At 75.3% G+C, this 14,186-nt stretch carries 9 protein-coding genes; 2 read left to right on the top strand and 7 right to left on the bottom strand.

The genetic code is table 11. The annotated features are described in order from the left end of the window. Positions 1-144 precede the first annotated feature (144 nt). Entirely contained in the window at positions 145-921 is a 777-nt protein-coding gene (locus AC069X_RS35555; RefSeq protein ID WP_478735404.1) for an ABC transporter ATP-binding protein, read from the bottom strand. Beyond that, positions 914-1,825, bottom strand: a complete 912-nt coding sequence (locus AC069X_RS35560; RefSeq protein ID WP_478735406.1) for an ABC transporter permease — start codon at positions 1,823-1,825, stop codon at positions 914-916. Before AC069X_RS35560 ends, AC069X_RS35555 begins: the two co-directional genes overlap by 8 nt. 158 nt (positions 1,826-1,983) lie before the next feature. Here AC069X_RS35560 and AC069X_RS35565 point away from each other — a divergent pair, with 158 nt between their 5' ends. Next, on the top strand, positions 1,984-2,610 hold the full coding sequence (locus AC069X_RS35565) for a TetR/AcrR family transcriptional regulator (protein ID WP_478735408.1): 627 nt from the start codon (positions 1,984-1,986) through the stop codon (positions 2,608-2,610). 199 nt (positions 2,611-2,809) lie between these two features. On the opposite strand, the gene AC069X_RS35570 is transcribed toward AC069X_RS35565, so the two are convergent. From AC069X_RS35570 to AC069X_RS35590, 5 genes are all read right to left on the bottom strand, one after another. After that, positions 2,810-5,065 (bottom strand): bifunctional glycosyltransferase/CDP-glycerol:glycerophosphate glycerophosphotransferase, encoded by a 2,256-nt coding sequence (locus AC069X_RS35570; RefSeq protein ID WP_478735409.1) that lies wholly within the window; start codon positions 5,063-5,065, stop codon positions 2,810-2,812. A gap of 163 nt (positions 5,066-5,228) precedes the next feature. Then, the gene (locus AC069X_RS35575) at positions 5,229-6,068 is read right to left on the bottom strand and encodes a carbohydrate ABC transporter permease (RefSeq protein WP_478735411.1); all 840 of its coding nucleotides are present in this window, start codon (positions 6,066-6,068) and stop codon (positions 5,229-5,231) included. After that, the gene (locus AC069X_RS35580; protein WP_478735413.1) at positions 6,065-7,390 is read right to left on the bottom strand and encodes a carbohydrate ABC transporter permease; all 1,326 of its coding nucleotides are present in this window, start codon (positions 7,388-7,390) and stop codon (positions 6,065-6,067) included. Before AC069X_RS35580 ends, AC069X_RS35575 begins: the two co-directional genes overlap by 4 nt. A 3-nt stretch (positions 7,391-7,393) precedes the next feature. Then, positions 7,394-8,779 carry an ABC transporter substrate-binding protein gene (locus tag AC069X_RS35585; RefSeq protein ID WP_478735415.1) on the bottom strand — a complete coding sequence of 462 codons (1,386 nt, stop codon included), beginning with the start codon at positions 8,777-8,779 and terminating at the stop codon, positions 7,394-7,396. Positions 8,780-8,884: 105 nt separating this feature from the next. Beyond that, positions 8,885-11,839: an FtsK/SpoIIIE domain-containing protein gene (locus tag AC069X_RS35590; RefSeq protein WP_478735417.1), complete on the bottom strand. Its 2,955-nt coding sequence runs from the start codon at positions 11,837-11,839 to the stop codon at positions 8,885-8,887. A 451-nt stretch (positions 11,840-12,290) separates the two neighbouring features. On the opposite strand from AC069X_RS35590, the gene AC069X_RS35595 reads away from it, so the two are divergent. Next, a complete protein-coding gene (locus AC069X_RS35595; RefSeq protein WP_478735419.1) occupies positions 12,291-14,096 on the top strand; it encodes a serine/threonine-protein kinase in 1,806 nt (601 codons plus the stop codon). Positions 14,097-14,186: the final 90 nt, after the last annotated feature.

The raw sequence follows: 14,186 nt of genomic DNA on the forward strand, positions 1-14,186 counted from the left end.
ACCCCCCCCCTCCCCTCCCCCCCCCCCCCCCCCTTCCCCCCCCCCCTCCCCCCCCCCCCCCCCCCACCCCCCCACCCCCCCCCCCCTCCCCCCCGCCCCCCCCCCCCCCCCCCCCGGGGCCCCGGTGCCGGAGCGCCGGCGGGGTTATCTCCCGCCCGGCGTGGAGGCCTCGTAGGCGTCGCAGACCTCCTTCGAGGGGCCGTCCATGCGCAGGACGCCCGACTCCAGCCAGATCGCCCGGTCGCAGGTCTCGCGGACCGTGCCGAGGGAGTGGCTGACGAGGAAGACGGTGCCGGCGTGCGCGCGGAGTTCCTCGATGCGGGCCTGGCTGCGGCGCTGGAAGGCGGCGTCGCCGGTGGCGAGGGCCTCGTCGATCATCAGGACGTCGTGGTCCTTGGCGGCGGCGATGGAGAACCGCAGCCGGGCGCCCATGCCGGAGGAGTAGGTGCGCATCGGCAGGGAGATGAAGTCGCCCTTCTCGTTGATGCCGGAGAAGTCGACGATGTCCTGGTAGCGCTCGCGGATCTGCTGCCTGGTCATGCCCATCGCGAGCCCGCCGAGGACGACGTTCCGCTCGCCGGTGAGGTCGTTCATCAGCGCGGCGTTCACCCCGAGGAGGGACGGCTGGCCGTGGGAGTACACGGCTCCGCGCGCCACCGGCTGGAGGCCGGCGATGGCCTTGAGGAGGGTGGACTTGCCCGAGCCGTTGGAGCCGATCAGGCCGATCGCCTCGCCCTTGTACGCGGTGAAGCTGACGCCCTTGACGGCGTGGACCTCGCGGACGCCGGGGGAGGGCCTGCGCGAGACGATGCGGCTCAGGGCGGCGGTGGCGCCGCCCTTGCGGCCGCCGCCGTTCACCTTGTAGACGACGTGGACCTCGTCCGCGATGACGGTGGGGACGCGGGTGCCGGTGTCAGCCACGGCCGTACTCCTCCTCTGCCTTCCAGAACCAGACGAACCCGCCGACGCCGGCGAGCAGGGCCCAGCCGATGGCGATGGGCCATACGTGGTGCGGGAGCGAGCCCGCCTCGAAGCTGTCGATCAGGGCGAAGCGCATCAGGTCGATGTACACGGCGGCCGGGTTGGTCTTGAGCACGAGCGAGACCCACTGCGGCAGGTGGTCAGACTTCAGCATGGTGTCGATGGACCACATCACGCCGGACGAGTACATCCAGGTGCGCAGGACGAACGGCATCAGCTGGCTGACGTCCGGGTGCTTGCTGCCGATGCGGGCCATGACCATGGCGCAGCCCGCGCAGAAGACGGCCATAAGGAAGAGCACCGGGATCGCGATCAGCCAGGCCGGGGAGGGGGTCTGGCCGAAGGCCAGCAGCAGGACGACCAGGGCCGCCATGGTGACGAGCAGCTGCTGGAAGAGCTGGACCACGGAGGAGATGGGCAGGCTGGCGCGGGGGAAGTGCAGGGCGCGGACCAGGCCGAGGTTGCCGTGGACGGCGCGGGTGCCGGCGTTGACCGAGCTGCCGATGAAGTCCCAGACGAACACGCCGGTGATCAGGAACGGCACGTAGTCGGGGACGCCGTGACTGGCGCGCATCACGATGCCGAAGACGAAGTAGTAGACGGCCGCGTTGAGCAGCGGGGTCATCAGGTGCCAGACCTGGCCGAGCTTGGCCGTGCTGTACGTGGCGTGCATGCGGGCGGTCGCGTACGCCGTCACGAAGTGGCGGCGGCTCCAGAGCTGCGCGAGGTAGCGGGGGAGTGAGGGGCGGGCGCCGCTGACGGTCAGGCCGTGGGCTGCCGCCAGTTCCGCGGCGGAGGGCGGCGCGGGCTTCGTGGGCGGCTTCGCGGTGGTCACGCTGGTCACGGAATCGCTTTCGACGGGGGTCGCCCGAAGGGGCCTGGCGTCGGATGACGAGGGGACGGGCCCGTATCGTCGCTACGGTGACAGTAGGGCGTGATGCGTCGGAACGCAACCGTATCGTCGTGACGGGCGGGTGACGGCGTCGCCGCTATGCTCTGTCCATGACCAACGACCCCGCCCCCGCTTCCGGCGCTCCCGCCGCCCGCCGCGCCCCCGCCGGCGCCGCCGTCCTGCGCGAGGACGTGACCGAGGCGATCCGCGCGGCGGTGGTCGAGGAGCTGGCCGCGGTGGGCTTCGCCCGCATGTCGATCGAGGGCATCGCGCGGCGCGCCGGGGTCGGCAAGACCGCCGTCTACCGGCGCTGGAAGTCCAAGCTGCACCTGGTGCTCGACCTGATCGGGGCGGTCGCCGCCGACGGCATCCCGGTGCCCGCCACCGGCTCCCTCTACGGGGACGTACGCGCCCTGCTGGAGGTCATGTCCCACGTGCTGCGGCACCCGGTGGCCTCGGCGGTCATCCCCGACCTGCTCGTGGAGGCCGCCCGGAACCGCGAGATCGCCGACGCGGTACGGGGGGCACTGGTGGAGGGGCAGCGCCGGCTCGCCGAGGGCATCGTCTCCGAGGCAGTCGCGCGGGGGGAGCTGCCGGAGTCCGCGTCCGCCGAACGGGCGCTCGATCTGGTGATCGGGCCGCTGTACTGGCGGCAGGTGGTGGTGCGGGACGCCGTGCCGGCGGGGTACCTCGACGGGCTCGCGCGGTCGGTGGTGGCGGGGCTGCGGGCGGGCTAGCCCTTGCCCTGGCCGGGCGGGGTGTGCCGCTGCCGTTGCCCTGGCCGGGCGGGGGTGGAAGCGGGTGCCGCTGCGCGGGCTGCTCCCCGCACCGCCCTTCGCCCGTTCCCCGGGCTGCCCCCGGACCCCTTCCGGGGGCTCCGCCCCCAGACCCCCGCGCCTCGAACGCCGGCGGGGCTGGAGGGGGCGGCGGGGGTGGTTACGGCCACATGGTTGCCGGGAGGGGGGTCAGGTCGGGGGCCGAGGCCGGTGGGGCGGGGCGGCGGTCCTCCAGAGGGGTGATCGCCGGGAGCGGGGCCGACTGGCCCAGGAAGACCCGGCGCACCACGCGCTCGGCCGCGTGGCCGTCGTCGTACGAGCAGAACCGCGCGCGGAACGCGGCGCGCAGCTGGGCCGAGCGGGAGCCCTGCCAGTGGCCGGTGGCGAAGATGTCCACGAGCTCGTCCTCGGTGCGGGCGATCGCCCCCGGGGGACAGCTCCGCAGGTCGAAGTAGGTGCCCCGGGCGGCCTCGTACGCCTCCCAGTCGTCCGCGTGGATCACGATCGGCCGGTCCAGCGCCGCGTAGTCGAACATCAGCGACGAATAGTCCGTGACCAGCGCGTCCGAGGCGAGGCACAGCTCCTCCACCGACGGGTGGGCGGAGACGTCCAGCAGCCTCGGGTGCGGGTCGCGGACGTGCTCGGTGTCCGCGTACGTCAGGTGGGTGCGGGTGAGGATCGTGAAGCGCGGGCCGAGGTCGCGCAGGACCCGCTCGAAGTCCAGGTGCTCGGGCCGGCTGCGCCGGTAGTCGCGGTGGGTCGGGGCGTACAGGATCACGGTGGTGCCCGGGGCGATGCCCAGGCGCTCGCGCAGGGCGAGCACGTCGGCCCGGGTGGCCCGGTGGAAGGCGTCGTTGCGGGGGTAGCCGTACTCCAGGGTGGTGTAGGAGGCGGGGACGGCCCTCTCCCACACCAGGGTGGAGTGGCGGTTGGAGGACAGCAGGTAGTCCCACTGGTCGGCGCCGCGCAGCAGCCCCTCGAAGTCGGCGGTCGGGGTCGCCGCCGGCCGGTCCTGGAGGTCGAGGCCGACCCGCTTGAGGGGGGTGCCGTGCTGGGTCTGGAGCATCACCTGCCCCGGCCGCTTGACCAGGGACCGGTCGAAGTTGACGTTCGTCGTCAGGTACGCCGCCCGGGCCAGGGCGCTCCAGTACGCGGCCGAGCCCGGACGCAGCAGGGTGGTCTCCGGCGGCAGGGTGGGGGCGTGCCGGGGGTCGCAGATCCACGCCGTGCGCATGCGCGGGGCGAGTTCGCGCAGCTTCGCCTCGATCGCGGCCGGGTTGCAGGCGTAGCCGCCGTGCCAGTACGCGGAGAACACCGCCAGCTCGGGCCGCAGCGGGAGCAGCCGCTGGACGCGGTAGTGCAGGCGCAGGGCGCTCTCGCGCAGCCCCCGCCACAGGGCCGAGCCCGCGCGCCCCGCGGCCAGGGCGGCCGCGCGGACGGCGGAGGCCAGCCCGTAGACCCGTCGCAGCCCGAGCCGCATCAGCGCGTGCCGGAGCCGGTCGGTGCGGGTCAGGGACAGCGGCGGGGAGCCGGCCGCGCCCGGGACGCGGTGACGGCGCAGCAGGGCCGAGGCCCGGGCGAAGAACTCGGCGCGGGCGGCGCGCGGGAGGCGGCGAGGGTTCGCGTACACGGCGCAGAAGTGCTGGGCCATCCTGCGGTGCAGCGCCGGGCGCCAGCGCTCCAGCTCGGGGCGGGCGGCGACGAAGGCGAAGAGCCGCTCGTACTGGTCGAAGACGTCGAGGTGGTGCCGGCTGGTGGTGGTCAGGATCGAGCCGGTGCGGCGCTGGCGGTAGTGGACGCAGACCCGGTCGAGGACGGCCACGGACTCGGCGGCCAGCAGCGCCGGGTACGTCCAGGGGGTGTCCTCGTAGAAGCCGGGCGGGAATTCGAGGCCCTCGCGCTCCACGTACTCGCGCCGGTAGGCCTTGTTCCACACCACCATCAGCATGCCGAGCAGGGCCGGGCGGTCGGCGAGCCGGAAGCTGGCCGGGCCCTCCTCGGACAGCCGGTGCGCGAGGCGGTTGCGGACGGTCTCGCCGGTCCAGAAGGCGCGGGCGTAGTCGTAGACGAGGACGTCGGGGGAGCCGGTGGCCTTGAGCCGGTCCGTGATGGCCTGGAGGGCGCCCGGGGTGAGGGTGTCGTCGCCGTCGAGGAAGACGAGGTAGTCGCCGGTGGCCCGGGCCAGGCCCGCGTTCCGGGCCGGGCCCAGGCCCAGGTTGTGCGCCAGGTGCACCGCGGTGACCCGGGGGTCGCGGGCCGCGTACTCGTCGATGATCGAGCCGCAGGCGTCCGGGGAGGCGTCGTCGACCGCGATCAGTTCCAGATCCGGGTACGACTGGGACAGGACCGAGTCCAGGCTCTCCTGGAGGTACGCCTGAACCTTGTACGCGGGCACGATGACGCTGAACCGGGGCACGGCACATCCATGGGTCGGCGCGGGCATGGTGCTCCCCCCGGCCAGCGCCGGGTGGTGCCCCCAAGGAACCACGTGCGCGGCGATCGGGTTACGCACCGTGTGGCATTCGGGTTACACAGCGTCAACTTCCCATGTCGGAGCCGGTCGTCCCGGTGGCCGTCGGTTACTTGACGGCGCCGGCCATCACCCCCGTCACGAACTGCCGCTGGAAGGCGAAGAAGACCAGCAGCGGCACCACCATCGACAGGAAGGCGCCGGGCGCCAGGACGTCGATGTTGTTCCCGAACTGCCGGACCTGCTGCTGGAGGGCGACCGTGACGGGCGGGTGCGCCGAGTCGGCGAAGACCAGCGCCACCAGCATGTCGTTCCACACCCACAGGAACTGGAAGATGCCCAGCGAGGCGATCGCCGGACCGCCCAGCGGCAGCACCACCCGCGCGAACAGCCGCAGCTCGCCCGCGCCGTCGAGCCGGGCCGCCTCCAGCAGCTCGCGCGGGATCTCCGCGAAGAAGTTCCGCAGCAGGAACACCGCGAACGGCAGCCCGAACGCGGTGTGGAACAGCACCACCCCCGCCGTCGTCTCGAACAGGCCGATGGAGCCGAAGAGTTCCGACACCGGGATCAGCGCCACCTGCACGGGCACCACCAGCAGCCCCACCACCACCAGGAACAGCCAGTCCCGGCCCGGGAACTCCAGCCAGGCGAAGGCGTAGCCGGCGAACGCGCCGAGGGTGAGGACGAGCAGCGTCGCCGGGACGGCGATCACGACGGTGTTCAGCAGCGAGCCGGTGATCGTGTCGTTCGCCAGCAGGTTCGCGTAGTTGGACGCGGTCAGCCGCGAGGGCGCGGTCAGCGCCCGCCACCAGCCGCCCCGGTTCAGGTCGCCCGCCGACAGGAAGGAGGAGACCAGCAGACCGAGGGTGGGCAGCAGCCAGAACAGCGCCGCCAGGACGAGGAAGGCGCGCAGCAGCACGCTCCCCGCCACACGCCGGACGATGCTCATCGGGAGGCCTCCTTCCGCATCCGGCGGATGTTGAGCAGCATCACGGGCACCACCAGCACCAGCAGCAGCACCGCGATGGCGCTGCCCATCCCCGGGTCGGCGTCCGTCCCGAAGGAGGTCCGGTACAGCTGGAGCGCGAGCACGTTCGCGTCGTCCTGCACCGCGCCCGGCGCGATCACGAAGACCAGGTCGAAGATCTTCATCACGTTGATGACCAGGGTCACCAGGACCACCACCAGCACCGGCGCCAGCAGCGGCACCGTGATCCGGCGGAACACCTGCCACTCCCCGGCCCCGTCCACCCGCGCCGCCTCCAGCAGCTCGCGCGGCACGGCCGCCAGCCCGGCCCCGATCAGCACCATCGCGAACCCGGCCCACATCCACACGTACGCCCCGATCACCGCCGGGGTCACCAGCGCCGGGCCCAGCCACTCCAGCCCCGCGTACGCCGCCCGGAAGTTGCTCTCCGGGAGCCGCAGCATCGCCCCGTCCGCCGCTGCGGGCAGCGTGAACGTGCCGTCGGGCCCGGCCGTCGCCGAAGCGACCACCCGGCCGTCGCGCACCGCCTCCACCCGGATCCCGGACAGGGCCGACTCCGCAGGGTCGACCGCGTTGACCCTCCCGCCGCCGCCCCGGGTGAAGTCCAGCCAGACGGTGCCGGTCACCTTCCCCGCCGCCGCCCCGGCGCCCTTCGCCGTACGCGTCCCCTCCGGCAGCGCCTCCGGAGCCACCCCGACCAGCGGCAGCAGCACCGGCACGCCCGCCCGTACCGGGCCGCGCGTCACCAGCGCCCCGCCGTCGGCGGGCTCCAGCGGGGAGTCCCGGCCCGGGCGGGCCCCGGGGAAGGCGGAAGCCTCCGCGAAGGTGTCGTGCACCCCGACCCACACCGCGTTGGCGACGCCCCGCTGCGGATCGTGGTCGTACACGAGCCGGAAGATGATGCCCGCCGCCAGCATCGAGATCGCCATCGGCATGAACACCAGCAGCTTGAACGCCGTCCCCCAGCGCACCCGCTCCGTCAGTACCGCGAAGACCAGACCCAGGGCCGTCGCCGTGGCCGGGGCCGCCACCACCCACACCGCCGTGTTCCGCAGGGCCGTACGGATCACCGGGTCGCGCAGCAGCTCCCGGTAGTTGCCCGCCCCGACGAAGGTGTCGCCGGAGCGGTCGAAGAGGCTGCGGTAGAGGGAGTAGCCGATGGGCTGCACCACCAGCGCCCCCAGCAGCACCAGCGTGGGCAGCAGGAACGCCGCCGCGACCAGCCGCCGGCGCGCCCCGCCCCGGCCGCGGGCGCGGGCCCGGGCCGGTCTCGTGGCCGCCACCGCCTACTGCCCGTACGCCTTGGCCGCTTCCGCCTCCAGCCTCTGCTGGATCCCCGCCACGTCCGACGGGTTCGCCAGGAAGTCCTGGAGCGCCTTCCACTCACCGGCGCCCGGCGTCCCGCCGAACGCCGCCGGGGCCCGGTCCGACATGTCGAAGCGGAAGTCGTCGCCCGCCGCGATCAGCGCCTTCGCGATGCCCCGCTGGATGTCGTTCGGGTACGCGGCGAAGTCCACCGCCTTGTTCGGCGAGACGAAACCGCCCTCCTTCGCCTGGATCGCCGCCGCGTCCGCCGACGCCAGGAACGTCAGCAGCGCCTGCGCCCCCTTGCCCGGCTTCAGCGCCACCGCCACGTCACCGCCCGACACCACCGGCGGCTTCGCGCCCACCGCCGGGAAGGGGAAGACCAGGGCGTCCTCGCCCACCTTCGCCTCGGTCTGCGCGATGTTCACCCCGACGAAGTCGCCCTCGAAGACCATCGCCGCCGCCGGCCGGTCCCCGCCGGTGAAGGTCTGCGTCACCGACTTCGGGAACTCCGTCGCCAGCGCCCCGCTCGGGCCGCCCGCCAGGAAGTCCTTGCGCCCGAACAGCTGCCCGAGGGTGGTCAGCGCCTGCGTGACGCTCCCGTCCGTCCACTTGATCTCGTGCCGGGCCAGCTGGTCGTACTTCTCCGGGCCCGCCTGCGACAGGTACACGTTCTCGAACCAGTCCGTCAGGGTCCAGCCGTCCGCGCCCGCCACCGACACCGGCGCCGTTCCCGACGCGGAGAGCGTGTCTGCCACCGCGAGGAACTCCTTCCAGGTCGCCGGGGGCTTCACGCCCGCCGCCTCGAAGGCCTTCGCGTTGTACCAGACCAGCGACTTGTTGGCCGCCTTGTAGTAGACCCCGTACTGGGTGCCGTCCACCGCGCCCAGCGCGCGCCAGCCCGGCGAGTAGTTCTTCTCCAGCTGCGCCTTCGCCTCCGGGCCCACCGGCTGCGCCCACTTGTTCCCGACCGCCGAGACCAGCGCCCCGACCTGCGGGAGCAGCGCCACGTCCGGCGGCTGCCCGCCGGCGATCTTGGTGCCGAGGAAGGTGACGATCGGGTCCTGGGCGGGGACGAAGGTGACGGACGCCCCCGTCCGCTTCTCGAACTCCTTCAGCACCTTCGTGAAGTTCGCCTGTTCGGGCCCCGTCCAGACCGCCGCGACCTCAAGCTTCTCTCCGGGCAGCTTCGGTAATTCGACGGTGTGCGCGTCCGGCTGCCCGGACGGGGTGGACCCGCCCGTGCCGCCGCCGTCGCCGCCCCCGCCGCCGCAGGCGGTGAGCGCGAGCGCGCCCGCCGTGGCCAGCGCCGCCCAGGCTCTGGCCGTCGTGCGTTTCGTGTGGCCGGTTCCGTGCCGTCCTCGCATGGTCTCGCCCCCGATGCCGTCGTGCCCGTGGTGTGCCGCGTGCCACAAGGTCTACGCCGACCCGCGCACCCCCGCAATAGCGCGTGACGGGGGAACCGCGGCGCGTCAGGGGGCCGGCGGGAACAGCACGGGTATCGCCGACACCAGGTGGGAGGCCCGGTCGAGAGCGCTGGCCAGGAGCGCGAGGTCGGTCGGCCCGTTGCCCAGCTCGCGCACCGGACGCCGGGCCGGCGGGTCGCCCATCCGCTCCCACTCCACCGGGACCACGGTCGGCCGCAGGGTCGCCGTGCGCGGGATCCGGCCGGTGACCCGGCCCGCCTGGAACGGCACCGCGCGGCCGTCGGCGTACAGCAGCCGGCCCCGGCCCGGCCCCGGCCGGTCGGGCGCGTCCAGCTCGGCCCGCAGCGTCGCCAGCCGGGCCGGCTCCGTCTCCGCGGTCCGCTCCGGCCGGGCGGTGGCCACCACCAGGTGCACCCCCAGCCGGGTGCCCTCCCGGGCCACCGCCTCCAGGATCCGCACCACCGAACCGGCGGCCGGACGGCCCGGGCTGCCCAGCGCCGGGGCCACCAGCGCGTCGAAGTCGTCGACCAGCACCACCAGCCGGGGCAGCGGCGTCGGCCCCGCCGCCGGCTCCGTACGGACCGCGGACGCCCGCAGCCGCAGGGTGCCGGTGCGCTGCGGGTCGAGGTCCCCGCGCAGCTCGCCGGGGGACGGCTGGCGGGGCGAGACCATCCGGTCGGAGAGCTCGCGGCGGGCGTGCCACTCGGTGAAGGGGACGCCGTCCAGCAGTTCGTGGCGGCGCTTCAGCTCGGCGCCGAGGGCCTGCGCGAATTCCCGCATGCGCAGCGGGTCCGAGGCCACCAGGTGCGCCGACACGTGCGGGAGCTCCGTGCACGGCAGGAGACCGTCGCCGCGCTCACCGCCGGCGCCGTCCAGGAGGAGCAGGCCGAGGCGGTCGGGGCGGGCCGCCGCGGCCAGGGAGGCGGCGATGGAGCGCAGCAGCTCCGTCCGGCCGCTCCCGGCGGGACCCTCCACCAGCAGGTGCGGGCCGTCGTGGACCAGCTCGGCGCCGACCGCCCCGCGCCGGCCGGCGCCGAGGACGATCTCCGCCCGACCGCCGACGCCCTGGCCCTGGTCGGTGGACTCCGCCCAGCGGGCCATCAGGGAGGCCGGGGTGGCGCGGGCCAGCCCGAGCTCGTCCAGCAGCCGGGACGCCGCCGGGAGGCTCGCGGCGGCCGGGCGGGACGCACCGCCCTCGGGTGCGGCGCCGTCCGCGCGCAGCGGGGCCAGGGCCCGGGCGAACCGCTCCGCCCAGGCCGCCGAGACGCCGTCGGCGACCGCCGTGCGGCCCGCCGCCACCGGGCGGCCGCCGCTCACCGCGAAGCTCCGTACGGCCGTGGCCACGTCGCCGCTGAGCAGCGCGATCCGGCGGCAGTCGCGGAACGCCGGGGTGGCGGCGCAGGCCGTCGCGTACGTGGCCTCGACCGGGGAGGCGGCGGTGGCGGCCGGGGTCTCGGCGAGCACCAGGAGGTGGATGCCGGCGACGGCCCCGTGCGAGGCCAGGCGGCCGGTCAGGTCGCGCAGTGCGGCCGTGCCCGGGTCGCCGTCCAGGACGACGAGCGTGCGCGGGCCCTCGTACGCGGCGGCGGCCTGCCGCAGCGCGGCCGGGTCGGCGGCCGCCCAGTGGGTGCCGAGCGGGCCGTCGTCCAGCCGCCGGGCCAGCTCCGCGGTGCGGGCGGCCGCCTGGTCGCGGTCGTACGCGAGCAGCAGCCGGCAGTCCTGGCCGTGCGCGGGCCGTACGTGGGGCAGCCAGCCGAGCCAGCCCCAGTCGCGGCGGCGCTCCGCCACGGGCCGGGCGCGGTCGGCGGCCAGCAGGACGATCTCCAGCCGGGCCGGCGCGTGCAGTCCCGCGAGCTGGGCCACCACCGAGCGGGCCACTCCCGTCAGCCGGGCCCGGGGTCCCGCGATGCCGAGCGAGCCGCACTCCGGCAGCGAGACCCGGCTGCCCGCGCCGAGCCCGGCCTCCAGGAACCGGGGGTGTCCGGCCCCGCGCGACCACAGCCGCCCGGTCGGCCCGAGCGCCGCCAGCAGCAGTGCCGCCGGGTCGTCCTCGTCGGGTACGGCCGCGGCCACGGCCTCGGGCTGCTCCGGCAGGTCCGGGGCGTCCTCCTCGCCGCGCACCCACTTGCGGGCCCAGGCGCCGATCCCGCCGAGGCGGCGCGGCCTGGCCCCGCCGTCCGCGCCGGGGCCGGGGTACGCCGGGGCCGGGCTGCCGGGGCGGTGCTCCGGGGCGGGGGCGGGGTCGGGGTCGGGGTCGGGGAAGGCTGCCGGCGGGGCCGGGTCCGGGGCCGGGTCTGGGGCGGGGTCGCCCGCGTCCCCACCCGGCCGCGTTCCGCCGGGGGCGGGCGCCAGGCCGAGGTGGCCCTCCAGGTCCGGGACCACCGCCAGCGCGGCCCCGCCGCCCGCCGGGGCCAGCCGCAGGGTGGACTCGCCGATCCGCAGCAGCGCGCCGGGCGCCAGCGGGACCGGCCGGGCCCCGACCTCGGTGCCGTCCAGCGTCGTGCCGTTCGTGGAGCCGAGGTCGGCCACCGTCACCCGGCCGTCCGGCTGCACGGTCACCGCGCAGTGCAGCCGGGACACGTCGGGGTCGTCCAGCGGCACGTCGGCGTCCGCCGAGCGCCCGATCCGCACGGCCCCGGGGTGCAGCAGGTGGACCCCGCCCGCGTCGGGGCCGGCGACCACGTGCAGCTGCGGGGTGCCCGGGCCGTCCTCGGCCGGGACGGCGGCGGTCTCCGGTCCGGGGGTGCTCAGGGACAGCACCGCGCCGTCCACCAGCGGCGGCTCGCCCAGGACGGCCCGCTGGAGGTCGAGGCGGCGCGGACCGGCGTACAGGACGACGGTGCCGCCGGTGTCGGGGCCGCCCGCGGTCGCGGCGAGGCCGGAGGCCACCGCGGCCAGGGCGGTCCCGGCGGGCGCGGTGACGAGCACGTCACAGCCGGCGGGCGCGGTGGCGGCCTGGTGGCCGCTGCGCGACCCGAGGACGGTCAGCCGGATCTGCATCGCCGTCAGCGGTCCCTTCTGCGCGGAGCGCAGTGCGCGGTGCGTGCGTGCGCCCGGCAGGGGTGCGGCGGGACCTGCCCCGACCGATCGACCCCCCGCCCGGCACGGACGCCTCGTCCGTTCAGGTCTGCCGGAAGGCAGGGCTCCCGTCCCGGCCGTTCCGTACGGGTGCATCCTCGCACCTGTCGCCCGCAACACGCCCGGCACCCGCCAATAAATGATCTTGGATTGCGGTGGCGCGGTTCACCCACCGGGGCGAACGCGGCCACCCCGTCGGGGGAAATCCGGGGAAAAGCGCCCCTGGCATACCCCGTAAAACTCACCCTTCGCACATATGTGCGGCAACCAACCTCCGACGGCCCGCGTCTTCCCCGGGGACACCCCCTAGAGTTGGGCCGGAAACCCATACGGCGGAACCAGCCGGAAACCACGACAGCAGGGAGCGCGAGACGTGCGGCCAGTCGGCAGCAAATACCTGCTCGAGGAGCCGCTCGGGCGCGGCGCCACGGGCACCGTCTGGCGCGCCCGCCAGCGGGAGACCGCGGGCGCGGAGGCCGCCGTCGCCGGCCAGCCCGGCGAGACCGTGGCCATCAAGGTCCTCAAGGAGGAGCTGGCCCAGGACGCTGACATCGTCATGCGCTTCCTGCGCGAGCGCTCGGTCCTGCTGCGGCTGACGCACCCCAACATCGTGCGCACCCGCGACCTCGTCGTCGAGGGCGACCTCCTCGCCCTGGTCATGGACCTCGTCGACGGCCCGGACCTGCACAAGTACATCCGCCAGAACGGCCCCTTCAGCCCCGTCGCCGCGAGCCTGCTCACCGCCCAGATCGCGGACGCGCTCGCCGCCAGCCACGCCGACGGCGTGGTCCACCGCGACCTGAAGCCCGCCAACGTGCTGCTCGACGAGAGCAACGGCCAGATGAAGCCGATGCTCACCGACTTCGGCATCGCGCGCCTGGCCGACTCCCCGGGCCTGACCCGCACCCACGAGTTCGTCGGCACCCCCGCCTACGTGGCCCCCGAGTCCGCCGAGGGCCGCCCGCAGACCTCCGCCGTCGACATCTACGGCGCCGGCATCCTCCTCTACGAGCTGGTCACCGGCCGCCCGCCCTTCGCGGGCGGCACCGCGCTCGAAGTCCTCCACCGCCACCTCAGCGAGGAGCCGCAGCGGCCCCCCACCGTGCCCGAGGCGCTGTGGATCGTCATCGAGCACTGCCTGCGCAAGGAGCCCGACGAGCGCCCCAGCGCCGAGAGCCTGGCCCGCGGCCTGCGCGTGGTCGCCGCCGGCATCCGCGTGCACTCCTCGCCCGACGAGGTCGAGGCCGCCCTCGGCGTCGCCGCGCTGCTCGCGCCCGACCCCTCGCCCGCCCCCGTCCCGGTCACCCCGGAATCCCCGGCGAACGCCGACCCGACGCAGGTGCTGCCCGGCCGCGCCCCGGCCGCCGCGCCGGCGGACGCGTACGACCCGAACGCCATGACGAGCGTGCTCCCGCCCGTCGGCGGGGCCGACGCCACCACCGTGCTGCCGGCCACCACCGGTGCCCCCGGCGGCGCGCCCGACCCGACCTCCGTCATGCCCCCGGTGCAGCAGCCCGACGCCCCGCACCCGTGGCAGTCGCAGATGCGGGCCGTGCGCGACCGCAACGAGCAGACGCAGATGCACCACCTCGACCCCGCCGAGGACCCGCTGCGCCGCCGCCCCCAGCGCCAGGCCCCGCAGGTCCCGCCGCCCCCGCAGCAGCCGCCGAGGCAGCAGCCGTACCGCCAGGCCCCGCCGCAGCAGCAGCCCCAGTACCAGCAGCAGCCCCCGCCGCCGCAGCAGTACCGGCAGCAGCCCCCGCCGCAGCAGTACCAGCCCCAGCCCCCGCAGTACCAGCAGCCTCAGTACCAGCAGCCGCAGTACCACCAGCCCCAGCCGCAGCAGCAGCAGCCGCCGCAGCAGCCCCCCGCGCGGCAGCAGCGCCAGCCCCAGCAGCAGGCCCCGCGCGAGCCCCGTCCGCCGCGCGAGCCGCGCCGCCGCAGCGCCAACCCGATGCGGATCCCCGGCCTGGGCTGCCTCAAGGGCTGCCTGGTGCTGGTCCTGCTGCTCTTCGTGGGCGGCTGGCTCATCTGGGAGCTCACCCCGCTCCAGGAATGGATCGGCACCGGCAAGGGCTGGTGGGACCAGGTGTGGAGCTGGGGAACCGAGGTCGTCGACTTCATCGGGTCCATCGGGGACGCGACCGGCGGCGGCAGCGGAACCGGCGGCGCGTCCTAGGGCCTGTCGTCAAACTTCCGTCTGCCCCGCGACGCCTGGCACGCGCTCTCGCCGCACCGGGCGGAAGCCCGAGTACGTCCAGTACGAGGG

The sequence above is a fragment of the Streptomyces sp. NPDC043896 genome (assembly GCF_056435605.1).

Coding starts and splice junctions, on each gene's coding strand:
- AC069X_RS35585 (WP_478735415.1), bottom strand. CDS start 8,779: ATGCGAGGACGGCACGGAACCGGCCACACGAAACGCACGACGGCCAGA.
- AC069X_RS35590 (WP_478735417.1), bottom strand. CDS start 11,839: ATGCAGATCCGGCTGACCGTCCTCGGGTCGCGCAGCGGCCACCAGGCC.
- AC069X_RS35565 (WP_478735408.1), top strand. CDS start 1,984: ATGACCAACGACCCCGCCCCCGCTTCCGGCGCTCCCGCCGCCCGCCGC.
- AC069X_RS35575 (WP_478735411.1), bottom strand. CDS start 6,068: ATGAGCATCGTCCGGCGTGTGGCGGGGAGCGTGCTGCTGCGCGCCTTC.